General features: G+C 71.2%; 14 protein-coding genes. 8 read left to right on the top strand and 6 right to left on the bottom strand.

The window, feature by feature from the left end; translation table 11 throughout:
* Window positions 1-6 precede the first annotated feature (6 nt).
* On the bottom strand, window positions 7-141 hold the full coding sequence (locus ACTWPT_RS17035; protein ID WP_443178352.1) for a hypothetical protein: 135 nt from the start codon (window positions 139-141) through the stop codon (window positions 7-9).
* A 264-nt stretch (window positions 142-405) separates the two neighbouring features.
* On the opposite strand from ACTWPT_RS17035, the gene ACTWPT_RS17040 reads away from it, so the two are divergent.
* From ACTWPT_RS17040 to ACTWPT_RS17055, 4 genes are read left to right on the top strand one after another with little or no spacing between them, the layout of a single operon-like run.
* Window positions 406-1488: a hypothetical protein gene (locus tag ACTWPT_RS17040; protein WP_443178353.1), complete on the top strand. Its 1083-nt coding sequence runs from the start codon at window positions 406-408 to the stop codon at window positions 1486-1488.
* Between the two features lie 15 nt (window positions 1489-1503).
* Window positions 1504-2646, top strand: coding sequence for a toxic anion resistance protein (locus tag ACTWPT_RS17045; protein ID WP_443178354.1), 1143 nt, complete (start codon window positions 1504-1506; stop codon window positions 2644-2646).
* Complete coding sequence (locus tag ACTWPT_RS17050) at window positions 2643-4196, top strand: substrate-binding domain-containing protein (protein ID WP_443178355.1); 1554 nt, start codon at window positions 2643-2645, stop codon at window positions 4194-4196. The genes ACTWPT_RS17045 and ACTWPT_RS17050 overlap by 4 nt, the downstream gene beginning before the upstream one ends.
* Entirely contained in the window at window positions 4183-4803 is a 621-nt protein-coding gene (locus ACTWPT_RS17055; RefSeq protein ID WP_443178356.1) for a hypothetical protein, read from the top strand. The genes ACTWPT_RS17050 and ACTWPT_RS17055 overlap by 14 nt, the downstream gene beginning before the upstream one ends.
* Here ACTWPT_RS17055 and ACTWPT_RS17060 read toward each other — a convergent pair.
* Both ACTWPT_RS17060 and ACTWPT_RS17065 read right to left on the bottom strand, forming a co-directional pair.
* A complete protein-coding gene (locus ACTWPT_RS17060) occupies window positions 4800-6878 on the bottom strand; it encodes an alpha-galactosidase (RefSeq protein ID WP_443178357.1) in 2079 nt (692 codons plus the stop codon). The two genes, ACTWPT_RS17055 and ACTWPT_RS17060, sit on opposite strands and share 4 nt — an antisense overlap.
* A 132-nt stretch (window positions 6879-7010) precedes the next feature.
* Window positions 7011-8453 (bottom strand): RICIN domain-containing protein, encoded by a 1443-nt coding sequence (locus ACTWPT_RS17065; protein WP_443178358.1) that lies wholly within the window; start codon window positions 8451-8453, stop codon window positions 7011-7013.
* A gap of 289 nt (window positions 8454-8742) precedes the next feature.
* Between ACTWPT_RS17065 and ACTWPT_RS17070 the strand changes: the two genes are divergently transcribed.
* Window positions 8743-9636, top strand: a complete 894-nt coding sequence (locus tag ACTWPT_RS17070) for a siderophore-interacting protein (RefSeq protein ID WP_443178359.1) — start codon at window positions 8743-8745, stop codon at window positions 9634-9636.
* Here the strand turns inward: ACTWPT_RS17070 and ACTWPT_RS17075 are convergent.
* Window positions 9633-10403 carry a hypothetical protein gene (locus ACTWPT_RS17075; RefSeq protein ID WP_443178360.1) on the bottom strand — a complete coding sequence of 257 codons (771 nt, stop codon included), beginning with the start codon at window positions 10401-10403 and terminating at the stop codon, window positions 9633-9635. The genes ACTWPT_RS17070 and ACTWPT_RS17075 overlap by 4 nt on opposite strands.
* Before the next feature lie 574 nt (window positions 10404-10977).
* Between ACTWPT_RS17075 and ACTWPT_RS17080 the strand changes: the two genes are divergently transcribed.
* Both ACTWPT_RS17080 and ACTWPT_RS17085 read left to right on the top strand, forming a co-directional pair.
* The gene (locus tag ACTWPT_RS17080; protein WP_443178361.1) at window positions 10978-11295 is read left to right on the top strand and encodes an STAS domain-containing protein; all 318 of its coding nucleotides are present in this window, start codon (window positions 10978-10980) and stop codon (window positions 11293-11295) included.
* A 38-nt stretch (window positions 11296-11333) separates the two neighbouring features.
* On the top strand, window positions 11334-12746 hold the full coding sequence (locus tag ACTWPT_RS17085) for an RNB domain-containing ribonuclease (protein ID WP_443178536.1): 1413 nt from the start codon (window positions 11334-11336) through the stop codon (window positions 12744-12746).
* 173 nt (window positions 12747-12919) lie between these two features.
* Here the strand turns inward: ACTWPT_RS17085 and ACTWPT_RS17090 are convergent, their stop codons facing one another.
* Window positions 12920-13501, bottom strand: a complete 582-nt coding sequence (locus ACTWPT_RS17090) for a TetR/AcrR family transcriptional regulator (protein ID WP_443178362.1) — start codon at window positions 13499-13501, stop codon at window positions 12920-12922.
* A 420-nt stretch (window positions 13502-13921) separates the two neighbouring features.
* The gene (locus ACTWPT_RS17095; RefSeq protein WP_443178363.1) at window positions 13922-16063 is read right to left on the bottom strand and encodes an ABC transporter ATP-binding protein; all 2142 of its coding nucleotides are present in this window, start codon (window positions 16061-16063) and stop codon (window positions 13922-13924) included.
* Window positions 16064-16456: 393 nt separating this feature from the next.
* On the opposite strand from ACTWPT_RS17095, the gene ACTWPT_RS17100 reads away from it, so the two are divergent.
* Window positions 16457-16642 (top strand): hypothetical protein, encoded by a 186-nt coding sequence (locus ACTWPT_RS17100; protein WP_443178364.1) that lies wholly within the window; start codon window positions 16457-16459, stop codon window positions 16640-16642.
* The last annotated feature ends 11 nt before the right edge of the window (window positions 16643-16653 follow it).

Here is a 16653-nt window from a genome sequence, read left to right on the forward strand (position 1 = left end):
CCACCGTCAAGAGGGACGTTGCCGCGGACGGTGAACGATCTTCTCGGTGGAGCGGCCGGGGTAGACCACGATCAGGTGCTCCTCGGTGGGGGCGTCAGGGTCGGCTTCGCCCCACTCCCAGTGGCGGGCGTAGACCCGCATCCGGTAGCGCCCGGGCCCGTCGACGGCCAGGTTGGGCAGGGCCTTGAGGGCTCCGGAGTCGCCACGCGCCCGAAGCGGTACAGGCGGGCGGCGGCCCAGGCTCGAGCAAGAATGGCGATGATCTTAGCGCACTGTCCGGGACGGCCCGGACGCCCGTGAACGGCGGATGAATTCTGCCGTACGGTCACCTCTCCGCCCACGCGAATCCCCCAACCACCCTTCCATAATTCAAGTTATGGGGGACATTTCACGAAACGGGGTGCGATGAAGCGTTGGATCGGCGTCATTCTGGCAGTGGCTCTGGCCGGGGTGGCGGTGGTCGCGATCGTCCTCGGCGGCCGGGAGGACAAGGGCCAGGAATTAGCACTGGTACGGGGGGTCATCGGGTCGGAGAAGAAGCCGTTCTTCGACGATCCGCGGGTCAAGGCGGCCTTCGCCGCGCACGGCCTGAGCGTCGAGGTGGACACCGCCGGATCCCGGCAGATCGTCACCGACATGGACCTGAGCAAGTACGCCTTCGCCTTCCCCTCCAGCGTTCCGGCCGCGGAGCGGATCAAGCGCGATCGCAAGGCCACGACGACGTTCTCGCCGTTCTACTCGCCGATGGCGGTGGCGACGTACGAGCCGATCGCGGCGCTGCTGACGAAGGCCGGCGTGCTCCGCGATTCCGGCAAAGGGCACCAAATACTTGATATTAAGAAATATCTAGAATTAGTGGACAAAGGCACTCGATGGGATCAAATCCCGGGTAATTCGGCTTACCCGGCTCGCAAACGAGTCCTGCTCACCACAACCGACATCCGCACGTCCAACTCCGCCGCCATGTACCTGTCAGTGATCGGTTACGTGGCCAACGGCGACGATGTCATCAGCTCCGACGCCCAGATCGCCAAGTTCGCGCCCATCCTCGCGCCTGCCGTGCTCGACCAGGGCTTCGCCGAGTCGACCAGCGAGGCGTCGTTCGACGACTACCTGGCGCTGGGCGCGGGCAAGACGCCGATGCTGGTGGTGTACGAGGCGCAGTACCTGGCGCACGTCTTCGCCGGCGACGGCGCGATCAAGCCCGAGATGCGGCTGGTCTACCCGTCGCCCACCGTGCTGAGCAAGCACACCCTGGTCCCGCTCTCCGGCCAGGGCACGCGGGTGGGCGAGCTGCTGACCAAGGACCCGAAGCTGCTGGCCCTGGCGGCCGCGTACGGCTTTCGCACCACCGACCCCCAGGCGTTCGCCGACCTGGTGGCCAAGACCAAGGCGCCGGCCGCGGCCGACCTGGTCGACGTCGTCGAGCCGCCTGCGTACGAGCGGCTGGACGAGCTGATCACGACCATCGACGCCGCCCGGCCCTGACAAGGAGATCCTCACGTGTCCGATCTGGTGCTCACGCCGCCCGCGCCGGTCGCGCCGGTGCCGGCGGAGACGGCGGCCGGCATGCTGCCGATGGCCGGCGAGCGCGCGGCCGAGCTGACCGATAAGGCGCGGGAGTTCGCCGGGGAGCTGAGCGGGCTCGATCCGCGCTCCCCGGAGTTCTCCCGCAAGGTGCACGACATCTCTTCGATGGGCGACACCGAGATCAGGTCCGCCTCGCAGGTGGCCAACCGCATGCTGAAGCGGCCGGTGGCCGCGCTCGACGCGGCCCGCGGCGAGGGCTCCGACGCCCAGACCAAGGTTGCCGGCGACCTCGTGGCGCTGCGCCGTACCGTCGTGGACCTGGATCCGAAGCAGGCCGCGAGCGGGGCGCGCAAGCTGCTGGGGCTGATCCCGTTCGGCGACCGGCTGCGCGACTATTTCGCCAAGTTCCATTCCGCGCAGAAGCACATCGACGACATCATCCGCGCGCTCAAGTCCGGCCAGGACGAGCTGCTGCGCGACAACGCCGCCATCGAGGGCGAAAAGGCGAATCTGTGGGAGGCGATGACGCGGCTGCAGGAGTACGCCGTCATGGCGCAGGCCATGGACGCGGCCCTGGAGGAGCGGATCGCGCAGGCCGATGAGGCGCGGGCCACGGCGCTGCGCTCGGACGCGTTGTTCGCGGTGCGGCAGAAGCACCAGGACCTGCTCACCCAGCTGGCCGTCTCTGCGCAGGGCTACCTGGCGCTGGACCTGGTGCGCAAGAACAACCTGGAGCTCAGCAAGGGCGTGGACCGCGCCACCACGACGACGGTCGCGGCGCTGCGTACGGCGGTGACGGTCGCGCAGGCGCTGGCCGGGCAGAAGCTGGTGCTCGACCAGATCAGCGCGCTGAACGCCACGACCAGCGACCTGATCCTGGCCACCAGCGAGATGTTGCGCACGCAGGCGGGCGCGATCCAGAACCAGGCGGCGTCGGCGACCGTGGACCTGGACACGCTGCGGCAGGCGTTCGACAACGTCTACGCCACGATGGACCTCATCGACTCCTTCCGCGCGAAGGCGGTCGAGAGCATGGCGACCACGGTGGACAGCCTGTCGGCCGAGCTGGACCACGCGAAGACGTACCTCGAGCGGGCGAGGGAGGGTGCCGAGTGAGGCGGGCGCTGATCGCGGTCACGCTGCTGCTGGCGGCCGCGTGCGGGGCGGGCGGCGAGGGCGAGGAACTCCCCGATGGTCCCGACCTGCTGCGGGTGCTGGCCGGCAGCGAGGTCAAGGACCTCGAGCCACTGCTGCGCAGGGCCGAGCAGGAGGCCGGCGTCAAGGTCAGGCTCACCTACACCGGGACGCTCGACGGCGCCGAACAGGTCGCGAGCGGCCGCGCCGCCGAACGCGTGGACGCGACCTGGTTCTCCTCCAACCGCTACCTGTCCCTGATCGACGGCGCGCAGGCCAAGCTGTCCACCCAGACCAAGACCATGGTCTCCCCCGTGGTGCTGGGGCTGAAACCGGCCAAGGCAGCCGAGCTCGGCTGGGACGGCAAGCCGGTCTCGTGGGCGGACATCGCGGCGGCGGCCAAGGCCGGCCGCTTCAGCTTCGGCATGACGAACCCGGCCTCCTCCAACTCGGGCTTCTCCGCCCTGGTGGGGGTGGCGGCGGCGCTGTCGGACGCGGACGGCGCGCTCAGCGCCGAGCAGGTGGCCACGGTCACTCCGAAGCTAAAGGAGTTCTTCTCCGCGCAGCGGCTGACGGCCGGCTCGTCGGGCTGGCTGGCCGACGCCTACGCCCGCGACCCGGGCGTGGACGGCATGGTCAACTACGAGTCGGTGCTGCTGGGCCTGCGCGAGCCGGTCACGCTGATCTACCCGAGCGACGGCGTGGTCAGCGCCGACTACCCGCTCACGCTGCTGGCCTCCGCCCCGGAGGAGAAGAAGGCCCTGTACGGCAAGCTCACCGCCTGGCTGCGCACGCCCGCCGTGCAGAACCACATCATGACGAGCACGCATCGGCGGCCGATCGTGCCCGGCGTGACCCCGGGCGCGGAGTTCGGTTCGGCGCAGCTCATCGAGTTGCCGTTCCCGAACCGGCGCAGCACCGCCGACGAGCTGATCTCCACCTATCTCAACCAGGTGCGCGTCCCGTCTGAGGCGACGTTCGTGCTGGACACGTCGGGGTCGATGAACGGTGACAGGATCGACGCGCTGCGCACCGCGCTCGTGGCGCTGACCGGCGCCGACGCCTCGGCTTCCGGCGCCTTCACGCGGTTCCTCAACCGGGAGACCGTGACGATGATCCCGTTCAACGACAGTCCGGGCGAGCCGGTCCCCTTCACCGTCCCGGAGCGGGACCCCGAGCCGGTGCTGGCGCAGATCAAGGCGTTCGCCGAGGACCTGGAGGCGGACGGCGGCACCGCGATCTACGACAGCCTCACGGCGGCCTACGACCGGCCGGTGACGCCCGGCCGCTACAGCTCGATCGTGCTCATGACCGACGGCGAGAACACCGACGGCGGCGACTACGCCGCCTTCGAGGCCCACTACCGGACGTTGCCGCAGGAGCGTCGGCGCACGCCGACGTTCGTGGTGTTGTTCGGCGAGAGCGACGTCGAGGAGATGCGCCAGGTGGCGCAGCTGACCGGCGGCGCCGTGTTCGACGCCCGCTCGACGTCGCTGAGCAGCGCGTTCAAGGAGATCCGTGGCTATCAGTGACCGGGTGCTGCGATACCTGGGCTCGAACAGGAACATCGCCGGCTCGTGCCTGGCGCTGCTCGGCCTGCTGGCTCACTTCCTGGGCCTGGCGGGGGCGTACTGGCCGGTGGTCGTGGCCGCGTTGTACGGGGTCGGCGCGCTGCTGGCCCCGCCGGACCGCGTCAAGCTGACCATCTCGCACGCCGAGGTCGAGACGCGGGCGCTGCGGGACGATCTGGACACGCTGCTGCGGCGGATGGAACGGCGTTTCCCCGGCGACGTGGAGGCGGCCGTGCGGGGGCTGGCCGAGGTCCTCCGGGGCGTGCTCGAGCGGGCCGAGCAGCTGACCGCCTCGCCCGATCAGCTGCACGTGGTGTCGCAGACGATCCGCAGCTATCTGCCCGCCAGCCTGGAGGCGTATGCGAACCTGCCGCGCGGATACGCGCTGGCCCGGCGGGCCGAGCGCGAGCGCAGCGCGCACGAGGAGCTGCTGGCCCAGCTGGCGCTGCTCGACGCCCAGATGCGCAAGGTCGCCGAGGCGATCCATCGGGGCGACGAGCAGGCGCTGCGCGATCAGGGCCGCTTCCTGCGCGACAGGTTCGGCGGCTCGGAGCTTGACCTGAACTAGCCCGCGATCCTCTCCACTTCGATGACCAGCACCGACGTCGGGCGCAGCGCCGGGGCGCGCAGCCCGAGCTCGCCCAGCGCGGCGCCGGGCAGCCGCACCGGCGCCCCGGCCCACTCCGGCATCGCCGCGCCCTGCGGGACGGGCCCGGCCACGCGCACCTCGTACAGCGCGGCGGGGTCAAGGCCCGGCAGCCGCAGCGGCGCCGGCGCGGACTCCACCCGGGAGGTCACCTGCACGTAGCCGTACACGCCGCGCTCGGGCAGCACCACGCCGTGCAGCAGCGACGACAGGTCGGGGTGGTCGGCCCTGACCACCTTCCCGGCGTGCAGCACTGGCCGCAGCCGCTTGTGCAGGGCGATCCACGTGGCCAGTTCCTCGAGGTCGGCCTCGCTCGCCGAGGTCAGGTCCCATTCCACGCCCATGTGCCCGAACAACGCGGTGCCGGCGCGGAAGGCCAGCGGCAGCGACCGGCCGGTGATGTGGTCGCTGGGGGCGCCGACGTGGGCGCCCATCCGCTCCGGCGGCACGAGCAGCCCGGTCCAGCGCTGGATGGCCTGCCGGTCGAGTGCGTCGTTGCTGTCGGAGGTCCACACCCGGTCGGTGCGGGCGAGGATGCCGTAGTCGACGCGGGCGCCGCCGGACGAGCACGACTCGATCTCCAGTCCGGGGTGGCGGCGGCGCAGCTCGTCCAGCAGCCGGTAGGTCGCCTCCGTCTGGGCGTGCACGCCGGCCACGCCGTCGTGGACGGGCTCGGTGATGTCGCGGTTGTGATCCCACTTGATGTAGTCGAGCGCGTACTCGCCGACCAGGGTGTCGAGCCGCTCCAGCAGGTAGGCGTACGCCTCCGGCTCGGCCAGGTCGAGCGTCTGCTGGTTGCGATACGGCGGCGGCATCCGGTCCGACCGGCCGAGGATCCAGTCGGGGTGGGCGCGGGCCAGGTCGGAGTCCTCGTTGATCATCTCCGGCTCGAACCAGAGCCCGAACTGCATGCCGTGCTTGCGCACGTGGTCGGCCAGCGGGTGCAGGCCGTCGGGCCAGACTCCCTCGTCGACGTACCAGTCGCCGAGCCCGGCGCGGTCGTCGCGGCGGTGGCGGAACCAGCCGTCGTCGAGCACGAACCGTTCGATCCCGGCCGCCGCGGCCTTGTCGGCCAGCTCCAGCAGCCGGTCGAGGCCGTGGTCGAAGTAGGTGGCCTCCCAGTTGTTGAGCGTGACCGGCCGGACCGGGAGCGGGCGGGCGGCCCGCAGGTGCTCGTGCAGCCGGGCGCTCGCCTCGTCCAGGCCGCTGCCGGACCAGGTGAAGTACACCAGCGGCGTGCGGTAGCTCTCCCCCTGAGCCAGGGTGATCTCGCCGGGTTCGAGCAGCTCGCCCGCGGCCAGCAGCGCGGGCCCTTCCTGCAGCCGCTCGGCGTAGTGCACATGGTTGCCGCTCCAGCCGGCGTGCACCGCCCACACCTCGCCGGCGCGGAAGCCGAACCCGCCGGTCCCGGCCACGAGCAGCCCGGTGGCGTCGTGCCCGGTGCGGCCGCGCCGGTTTTCCCTGCTCCACACGCCGTGCCCGAACGCCCTGCGCTGCGGCACCTTCTCCAGCGCCCAGCGCCCGGTGAAGTCCAGCAGCTCGCCGGCCCGCGCCGGCACCGGCAGCGCGCAGATCAGCCCCGCCAGCCGGTACGGCGCGGCGGCGGTGTTGGTCACCGTGTGCCGCAGCGTCACCAGGCCGCCCGCGTCCATGGTCAGCTCGCTCACCAGCGCCAGCCCCGCCCGCACGTCGGAGGCGGCGATGGTCACCGTGCCGCCGGCGCCCGGGGTGGCGTCCACATCGAGCCGGTCGAGGGTCCACCGCACCGGCCACTCCTCGCCGGTCCTGGTGCCCGACAGGCCCGGCCTGCCGTACCAGCCGTCGCCCTGGGCGGGCAGCAGCGGCAGCGCGGCGGTCGTGGAGGCCAGTGCGGGAAGGAGGTCGGACCCGGCGGCGGGGCCGAGGTCCGCGCCGAAGTGGCGGACTCGCGGCAGGCCCTGGCCGCCGGTGTCGAGCAGCAGTGCAGCGCCCGCTGCGGAGAGGATGAGGGGGGACAAAGTCGGTCTCCTTATTCAGGCGGGGGTGTCCGTGACCTGAGTGGAGACGCTACCCGAACCCGTCGTTCTCGCCGGTCGTGGGGAGGCCCCTCCGGGGCGGGCGCCGGAGGGGCCTTGGTTGGGGAGGCGTCGTCAGACGGAGATGCGGCCCGCGCCCGCGCCCCCGGTCACGATGGACTTGACGTTGGCGGGGGTGTCGAGCGTGTAGGAGTAGGGGATGGAGCCGACGCTGCCGCCCTGGTCGCCGGTGCCGGAGTTGACGAAGTGGTTGTTGCGCGCGACCAGGTTGCCCGGGTCGGAGTCGCCTTCGCCGCGGTGGAAGGGGTCGTCGGTGTTCTCGAAGTAGTTGCCCTCGACCAGCACGCCGGCCTCCTGCGTGGAGGCCACGCCGTAGTCGGTGACGCCGCCGTAGAAGTTGTTGTAGACGTGCACGGGGTTGCCGTAGCGCACGCGCGGGTGGCGGCTGTTGGTGCCGTCCAACCAGTTGTGGTGGTACGTCACGCGCAGGTGCCCGCGGTCCTCGGCGCTGTTGCCGTCATCGTGGCCGAGCAGCATGGTCTTGCTGTGGTTGGAGACCTTGTTCCACGAGATCGTGACGTAGTCGCTGGCCCGCTTGACGTCCACGGCGCCGTCGTAGCCGTTGCTGAAGGAGTTGTGGTCGATCCACACGCGGGTGGCGTACTGGATGTTGATGGCGTCGTCGTTCCAGTCCCGGAAGGTCAGGTTGCGGACGATCACGTTGGACGCCTCGGAGATGTTGAACCCGCAGCCCGCGATGGTCGCGCCGGAGTTGCCCAGCACGGTCTTGTTGGAGGCCACGCGGAGCATGCCGGAGCAGGAGATCGTGCCGGACACGCGGATCACCGCGGCGCCGCTGGCGGACAGGGCGCTGGTCAGGGCGGAGGCGGAGGTGACGGTGACGGGCGAGGCGGTGCCGCCGCCGGTGGTGCCGCCGCCCTGGGTGGCCCAGCCGACCAGTCCGGTCGGGTTGCCGCCGGGAGGCGGCGTCGTCACAGTGGGGGTCGGGTCGGGGCCGGGGGTGCCGCCGCCCGCGGGGACGAGCCGCCACTGCTTGGTCGCGACCGAGTCGCAGGAGTTCGTCTGCACCAGCGCGCCGGACGCGGTCGAGTTGTCCTTGATGTTGAGGCACTTGCCGCCGTTGGCGTTGACCACCCTGACGGTGCTGCCCGACTCAGGCAGCGTCCATGTCTGGGACGACGCGCCGCTGCAGCTCTCCTGCTGCACGGGCTTGCCCGCGGACGTGCTGGCATCCCGCACGCCGGCGCACTTGCCACTGTGGGCGGCCTTGAGCGTGTAGCCGCTCCCGCTCGTCGCCAGGTTCCACGTCTGGCCGGAGCCGCCGCAACCGGTCTGGGTGAGCTGGACGCCGTCGGACGTGGTGGCCCCCGGCACAGTGAGGCACAGGCCGCTGCCGTTGTTGACCACGGTGTACGCCCCGGGCGCCGGTGCGGCCGCCGCGGAGGAGGCCGCCACGATGCCGGCCACGGTGGTGCCGGCGAGGGCGACGACGCCCGCGATGACCGCGGCCGTCCTGCCACTGATTCTGTGTCGCACGATACAAGCTCCTTGCTGGCCCGCGCAGGCCGAGCCGGCCTGCGAGATGGTGGCCCCCCAGGTGAGCTTCGTTCACATATGTGGCTGCCATACGTGTGAGCGAACACGCCACAACATAGGTAAGCGCTTTCCCGCTGTCAATGAGCCGTGAAACTTTCATCACAACCCTGCGGCACCGACTGTGAGAATCGCGTCCGGCCTGCGCTTCTCCCGGACGATCTGACGGCACTGGCCATCCCGTCCGCGATCATTTAGGTTAGGCTCACCTAATGTCGATGGAGAGGTCGGGATGAGCGAGCCCTTTCACATGTTCCACGTCCAGGTTGAGCGGCTGCAGCGGCTCAGCCCGTCGTTCCTGCGGGTGACGTTCACCGGAGACGATCTCCATCACTTCGCGGACAACGGGTTCGACCAGCGCATCAAGCTCATCCTGCCGGTTCCGCAGCACGGCCTGACCCACCTGCCGTCCGGTCCCGACTGGTTCACGCGGTGGCGGGGGCTCGACGACGACAAGCGCAACCCGATGCGCACGTACACCGCCAGGCAGGTGCGCCGGGAGGTCGGCGAGGTCGACGTCGACGTGGTCATGCACCCCGGAGGCGACGGCCCGGTGGCCCGCTGGGCGGAGGAGGCGCGGCCCGGCGACACGGCCGTGCTCATGGGCCCTGACGCCCGCTATGACGGATGGCACGGCGGCCTGGAGTTCCGCCCGCCGGCCGGCAGCAAGACCGTGCTCATCGCCGGCGACGAGACCGCCGTGCCCGCGATCTGCTCCGTGCTCGAACGCCTGCCCGCCGGCGTCCATGGCGAGGCCCTCATGGAGGTCCCCTGCGCGGACGACTTCCTGCCGGTCCAGAAGGCCTGCTCGGTACAGGTCTCCTGGCTGGCCAGGAACGACGCCGAGCGCGGCGACCTGCTCGTCCCCGCCGTGCGGGCCGCGGCCGAGCGGCTGCTGCCTGCGCTGCCTCAGCCCGAGGCCTTCGACGACGTGGACGTCGATGCCGAAGAACTGTGGGAGGTGCCGCAGGAGGAGGCGGCCGACTCCCTCTACGCGTGGCTGGCCGGCGAGGCGGCGGTGATCAAAACCCTGCGGAGGCATCTGGTGGCCGAGCGCGGCATGGACCGGCGCGCGGTGGCGTTCATGGGGTACTGGCGGCACGGCCGCGCCGAGGTCAACGCCTAATACTCCTCGCGGGTGAGACCATCCACCACGATGCGGCGCTCCTCGGAGGTGGGCGGGCGCACCCAGGTCAGGCCAGGCCCGCCGGCGGCGAGCACACCGGACACGACCTCGCGCAGCAGCTCGTCGGCCGCCGCGTCGAGCTGCTCCTCGCGGGCCTCCTGGTAGAGGTCGAGCATCCGGGCCAGGTCCAGCAGCATCGTGTTGACCTGGGACGGCTCCTCCCCCGGCGGCCCGCCCAGTACGGTGACCTGCAGCGCGCCGGCGGCCTCGTCGCGCGAGCAGGTTGCGATGCCCGCGGCCCCGGGCGGGCACACGAGCGCCAGGACGGCGTCGGCGAAGGACGCCCGGTCCATGCCGTCGACCTCACCGGCCAGCCACTGCGGGCGCAGGTGCAGCACCCCGGGCAGCTCGGCGGCGGCGGACTGCTCCATCATGGTCGCGACCGTGCCGTGCGGGTCGTGCATCGCGGCGTCACCCAGGGCGGTGAAGCCGTCGGCGAGCAGGTGCAGCGAGATCAGCCGCGGCGGGTCGTCCGTCGTGAGCACCCCCTGCTCCCCCGCGAGGCGCAGAGCGTTGCCCGCGTCGTGGTAGGCCCGCAGGCCCTCCAGGAACGCGGCCTCGGCCTCGGGCGTGAGGCGCAGTTCCCAGTCCCGCTTCCGCTCGACCTCGAACACGCCGCCGGCCTCGCCGCCGACCGCGTCACGGCGGAGCCACCAGACCACCACCCCCACGACGATGGCGGCCAGCACTGCGGCTGCGATCCACACGATTTCGCCACTCCCCTCGTACTTACCGGGCTAGCAGCGTAGTGTGATCTTTCTCCACAAACTCGGGAATTTCAGCAAAAAACCCCCTACCCATCCCTCCGACGTCACGCCGGAAGGACGGCTCCCCCACGGCCCCCTTCCACATGGATGGCCTGGCCGGCTCCGGATCAGGCGGCCGGCCTCCCCCAGACCGGCCGCCGCGACCCCCACCCACCGGCCCCTCGCCCCAGTACACGCCAGTCACGGTGCTCGAAAAAGGTAAAAAGCCACAGAACTGGCCGCACGTCGTCGCATCCAGCGCCGAGCCTGCCCTTCACGGCCTTCTCGGTCTGAAAGCCCGCTAAGGGTGATGTTTTTCCAACCGGGTAACGGGAATTGTTTTCCCGAGGAATTCTCCTGTCTACCCGATACCATCGCGCAGCTCTCGACGTTCGCCACCAGGAAGGTAAACTCCATTTTGGAAGCACGCAGTCGCGTTGAGTGACATGCGCATCGCATCTGGTGTCTACGACAAGGGCGGGTCCGCGCACAGCGACAGGAGTGTTCCCGGCCCTGACAGAGCGCGGAGCCGGACTTGGACCCACTACAGCTGACCACCAGCCGCCGCAACGGCACCGTGACCGTCGCCGTGTCTGGCGAGCTGGACATCGCCACCACCGAACTTCTCCGCGGGCACCTGCTCGCCCTGCTGCGGGAGGCCGGCCGCGCCCAGCACGCCGCGGTGGTCATCGAGGTCAGCCGCCTGTCCTTCATCGACGCGGCCGGGCTCGGCATCCTCGTCTCCGTCTACAACCTCGCCCGGCGCCAGCACACGCCGCTGCGCATCGCAGGCGTCCCGCCGGCCATGCGGCGGCTGCTGCGAATCACCGGCCTCGACGGCCACCTTGCATGATCGGCACCGCCCGCCCCCGGTAGGTTGGGCGCGTGTCGATGATTCAGGTACCCGAAGAGATCCCGGTCAAGCTGGAAGACGGCTTCGAGCGGATCAGCCGCGAACTCGCTCTGCCGGGCGACTTCCCGCGTGCCGTGCTCGACGAGGCCGAATGGGTGGCGGAGGTGCCCCGGCCGACCGGCAAGGACCTCACCGATGTGCCGTTCGTCACCATCGACCCGCCCGGCTCGATGGACCTCGACCAGGCCGTGCACCTGGAACGGCTGCGCACCGGCTACCGCGTCTGGTACGCCATCGCCGACGTCGGCGCCTTCGTGCAGCCCGGCGGGATCATCGACGCCGAGGCCCGCTCCCGGGGCGAGACCGTCTACCTGCCGGCGGGCAAGGTGCCGCTGCATCCCCGCGTCTTGTCGGAGGGCGCGGCCAGCCTGCTGCCGGGCGCGCCGCGGCCTGCCGCGGTGTGGCGAATCGACCTCGACACCGACGGCCGCACGGTAGGCGCGGACGTACAGCGTGCCCTCGTACGCAGCCGCGAGCGCCTCGACTACGCCTACGTGCAGGCGGCCGTCGACACCGGCACCGCCGACGGCGTCCTGGCGCTGCTGGCCGAGATCGGCCGGCTCCGGCTGGCCCTGGAGCGCGAGCGCGGCGGCGTCACGCTGCCCACGCCCCAGCAGGAGGTGGTGCCCGCCGACGGCGGCTACCGGCTGGAGTTCCGGCTGCCGTTGCCGGCCGAGGCGTGGAACGCGCAGATCTCGCTGCTGACCGGCATGGCCGCGGCCGCGATGATGCTCGACGCCGAGATCGGCATCCTGCGTGTGCTGCCGCCGCCGCGTCCCGACGACCTGGCCAAGGTCGTCAGGGTGGCGCGGGCGCTGGGCGTGCCGTGGCCCGACGGCGCCGGGTACGGCGCGGTGGTGCATGGCCTGGATCCACGCAATCCGCAGCAGGCGGCGTTCCTGCACGAGTCGAGAGTGCTGCTGCGCGGCTCCGGCTATGCCTCCTTCGACGGGGCGCCGCCGAAGGAGGCCGGGCACGCCGCGGTGGCGGCCCCGTACGCGCACGTCACGGCCCCGCTGCGGCGCCTGGTCGACCGGTACGCGACCGAGGTGTGCCTGGCGATCGCCGCGGGCGAGCCGGTGCCGTCCGACGTGCGGGCGGGGCTGGCGAGCCTGCCCGGCCTCATGTCGTCCTCGGGACGGCGCGCGGCGGCCGTGGACCGGGCGTGCGTGGACCTGGTGGAGGCGTTCCTCCTGCGGGACCGGCTCGGGCAGGCGTTCGAGGCGGTGGTGATCGACGTGGACGAGCGGCGCGGCGGCGGGCAGGTGCAGCTCACCGACCCCGCGGTGATCGCCCGCTGCGACGGGTCTCTCCCCCTCGGCGAGCAGGTGACGGTACGGCTGGCGCAAGCGGACCCGGCCACCCGCGAGGTCCGTTTCACCCTGGCCTGATCCGATCAGGCCGGCTACGGCGCCGTGCAACTGGCCGGCCGGCGACTTCTACGGCCCCGCCGTCGTCAACGAGCTCACCACCGCCTCGGCGCCGTCTCCGCGGCCCAGCTCACCGAGGCCCAGGCCATCGCGCCCGTCGTCACCGTGCCGCCTGAAGCGATCGATACCCGGCCTCAGCGCGGCCGGGCCCGCATCCCGTCGCAGATCACCTCCGCCAACCGTACGGCCCCGCCCCTTGCCCGGGCTCTCCGCTCGGCCGCCAGGCAGCCGCGTAACAGGTCCTGCACGTCATCGGTCACGAGGTCGCGCCGCACCGCGCCGGCCTGCTGCGCCCTGGCCAGCAACCGGCCGAGCGCTTTGCCGAAGTCCTCCTCGAGGGTCGAGCCCGGCCGTAACGCCATTCCCGAGCCGCTGTCCAGCATGTCGCACAGCGCCTGGTTGGCGGAGGCCTGCTCGACCACGTGCGTGAACCACCCGAAGAACGCCTTGCCCGGGTCCTCCGCCGTCCCCAGCGCGCGGGCGTCCGCCACGAACCGCTCGACCCGCCCCAGCAGCACGGCCTCGAACAGCGCCTCCTTCGTCGGGAAATGCCGGTAGACGGTGCCGACGCCGAACCCGGCCCGGCGGGCGATCTCGTCGAAGGAGATGGTCAGGCCGTCGCTGGCCAGCGCCTCCTGGGCGATCTGCAGGACCCGCTCGCGATTGCGGCGGGCATCGGCGCGTAACGGCCTGGCCGTGCTGTGGTCGTCGCCCATGGCGTGCACCTGCCTTCTGACAACCGGAGAGCGCTCTCCGATTCTACTGAGGAGACACCCCGAGATACAGCCCTTACGACCACCCCACCGCCCCACAAGCCCGCGCAGTCCGTCCACCTCGCCGCCACGAGCCCGCGCAGTCGGTCAACATCGCCGCCAGGAGCCGGGCCTCGTGCCGCCGCCTCCCCATGGCCGGGACGGTGCGGTCGTGCGTTGGTTCGTTGGCCGGGCGGAGCGCGTCTGCCCGGCGGCGTCCGTTGGCGGGCGGCACGGTCCCCACAACCGAAACACCCGCCTTGCAGGGCGGGTGTCGGTGGATGTGGTCTCCGGCACCCGGCCCTGGGTGTCGGCAGGTGCGGTCTCCGGACCCGGCGCACGGACTGCCGGCGGTCGGCCGGCCCGGGGTTTCGCGCCGAGCGCCTAGCCCCCCGGGTCGCCGCCGCGCGGGTCCGGTGACACGGCTCGGCGTGAGCCGCGGATCGGTCCCGGCGGGGCAGTGCCCTGCCTATCCGGCGCAGGCGACTCCGTCTGGCGAGTGCCGGGGACCGTTTCGCGTGGCGTCCCGGCGTACCGGCCGGGGCCCGGCCCCTGGCGGGCGCCACGCACCGAATCCGATGCGGCTGCGGCCGGCCGCCCCGGAGCGGGCGCCCCGGCCTGATGAACGCCGCCCACGGGATCCGAAGGCGGTGCAGCGTACCGCCCCGATCCAGGCGCCCCTGCGTGGTGGGCAGGGCGGACCGGTTCCGGTGGCTCTGGCGCCGGGTACGGGGCCGGGCGGCGGGCCGGGGTGCCGGTGCGCTTGAGGCGCAGGCGGTCCTCACGGGGCACCGGCTTCAGCTCGACGATCCGCGCCCCTTCGGGCACATGCCGCAGGTCGTGGGTGATGAGGATCGTCGTGCGACCGGCCATGAGCCGCCGCAGCGGCTGCATGACCTGGGCGGCCGTCGCCTCGTCCAGCCCGCTCATGGGCTCGTCGAGCACCAGCACGGGCGCGTCGCGCAGGATGGCCCTGGCGATCGCGATCCGCTGCCGCTGCCCGCCTGACAGCAGGCGCCCCCGCTGCCCGACCGGCGTGTCATACCCCTGGGGCAGCAGTTTGACGAAATCGTGCACCCCAGCCGCCTGGGCGGCTCTGATCACCTCGTCGTGCGAGGCGTCCGGCCGCCCATAGACGATGTTGTCCCGTACCGATCCGGAGAACAGAAGCGTCTCCTGGTGCAGCACGGTGACCTCGGCCCGCAGCGACTCGCGGGTCAGGCCGCGGATGTCGGCGCCGTCGAGCAGGATGCGCCCCGCGGCCGGGTCGTAGAAGCGCAGCAGCAGCTTGGCCAGCGTGGACTTGCCCGCCCCGCTGGCCCCGGTGAGCACGAGCAGCTCGCCGGGCCCGGCAGCGAAGGACACCTCCCGCAGCACCGGCCGCCCCCGCCCCGGGTAGGTGAATCCGACCCTGTCGAACTCGATCCACCCGCGGCGGCGCCCGCGAGCCCCGGCGGGCACGGCACCGGGTGCGTCGGTGACGGCCGGCTTGGTCCGCAGGATCTCGATGATCCGGTCGGACCCCGCGGCCGCCTCCGACACCGTCAAGGCCAGCTCGCCGAGGCCCTGGACGGCCGGGTAGAGCAGGGCCAGGTACGCGGCGAAGGCGAGCAGGCCACCGATGGTCAGCCGGCCTGCGGCGATCTCCCACGCGCCGACACCGAGGATGACGATCAGGCAAACGGTCTCGATGATCTGGACGGCGGGACCGTACAGGCCGGACAGCCAGGCCTGCGCCATGTTGGCGCGCAGCCACGTGCGTCCCTCGGCGTGCAGGCGGCGCGACTCGGCGGGCTGCCGGTTGTACGCCTGCACGAGCGGCTGGTTGGCCAGCCCTTCCTCCAGGACGCTGTTCATGGCGCCGTTGCTGTGCCGCTCGCGCGCCGCGGCCGTTCTGAACCTGGCCGCGAACGCCTTCGACACCAGCAGGAACGCCGGGATGAGCGCGAATGTGACGAGCGCGAGGTCCCACCGGATGAGGAAGGCGGCTCCGGCGAAGAACACCGCGCTGGCAGCAGTGGTGAGGGCCTTGACCACCCCTGAGCCGACGAGTTCCTCGATGGCCTCGACGTCGTCGGTGAGCCGGGCCATGAGGTCGCCGAGGCGCCGCTTCTCCGAGAAGTCCGGCGCGAGCGTCTGGATGTGGGCGAACACCCGGTCGCGTAGTCCCAGCAGGAACCGTTCGGCGCCGAGCGCGGTGACGTACGTGCCGGCGAAGGCGGCGACGCCCGCGACCGCGGCGAGCCCGAGCCAGGTGAGCGCGGGAACCCAGAACGCTCCCAGATCCCGGGTGGCGAGCACCTCGTCCGTGATGTGACCGAACAGGCGGATCGCGGCGACCTCGCACAGCGCGGCCACGATGGCAAGCAGCACGCCGGCCGCGAACAGCCGGCGCAACCCGCGCGTGTCCGGCCAGAACTCGCGGAAGGTGCGGCGAAGGGAAATCGCCGGCGCGAGTTCACGGCCGGAGGCGACGAAAGAGAGCCGGCGGCTCAGCCGCCGGCCCTCACGGGGTGTGTTTACCACCCCCACCACCACTTACGGCGTCTGCCCCAGCAGCAGCGGCGTCTGCGCCACCGCCGTCGGCGGCAACCCCATCCTTCGTGGAACCCGACTTGCGTGAACTGCGTGTTAGCCATGATTCCTCCCCCGTTGGATGGCCGACACATTCACAAATCGGACGTTAGCACCCGAATTCAAATAAATCACGAGATATTCGCCGGGGCAAAAGAGACTTGACCCGTCAGACCAGCCCAGAAAGGCGATTCCGCATTCCAGTTAAATTAGGTGTAAATGCGCAAAATGGCCAAAGTAGGTAATAGGACGGCCAAAGGTGCTTCTGAGAACTGGTTCTAAGGAGTAGGGCGGACGATACTTTGGTTAGATGGAACGCTCTGCCGTGCCTGCCACGATCGGTGCATGACGTTCTTCGGCATCATCCTCATGATTCAAGGATTTGGTGCGCTCATCGCCGAGCACTTCTTCGACAGGAGCTTCGGCCTGCTGCACCTGTGGTTCGACGGAGGCACGCTGACCGCCGTCGCCGCCGTGGTGGGCCTGCTGGGCCTGGTGGTGATGGTGCTGGGCCTCCGCCGCGACGACTAGACGGTTAGACG

The sequence above is a fragment of the Nonomuraea sp. 3N208 genome, assembly GCF_052245935.1.
Lineage (GTDB): Bacteria > Actinomycetota > Actinomycetes > Streptosporangiales > Streptosporangiaceae > Nonomuraea.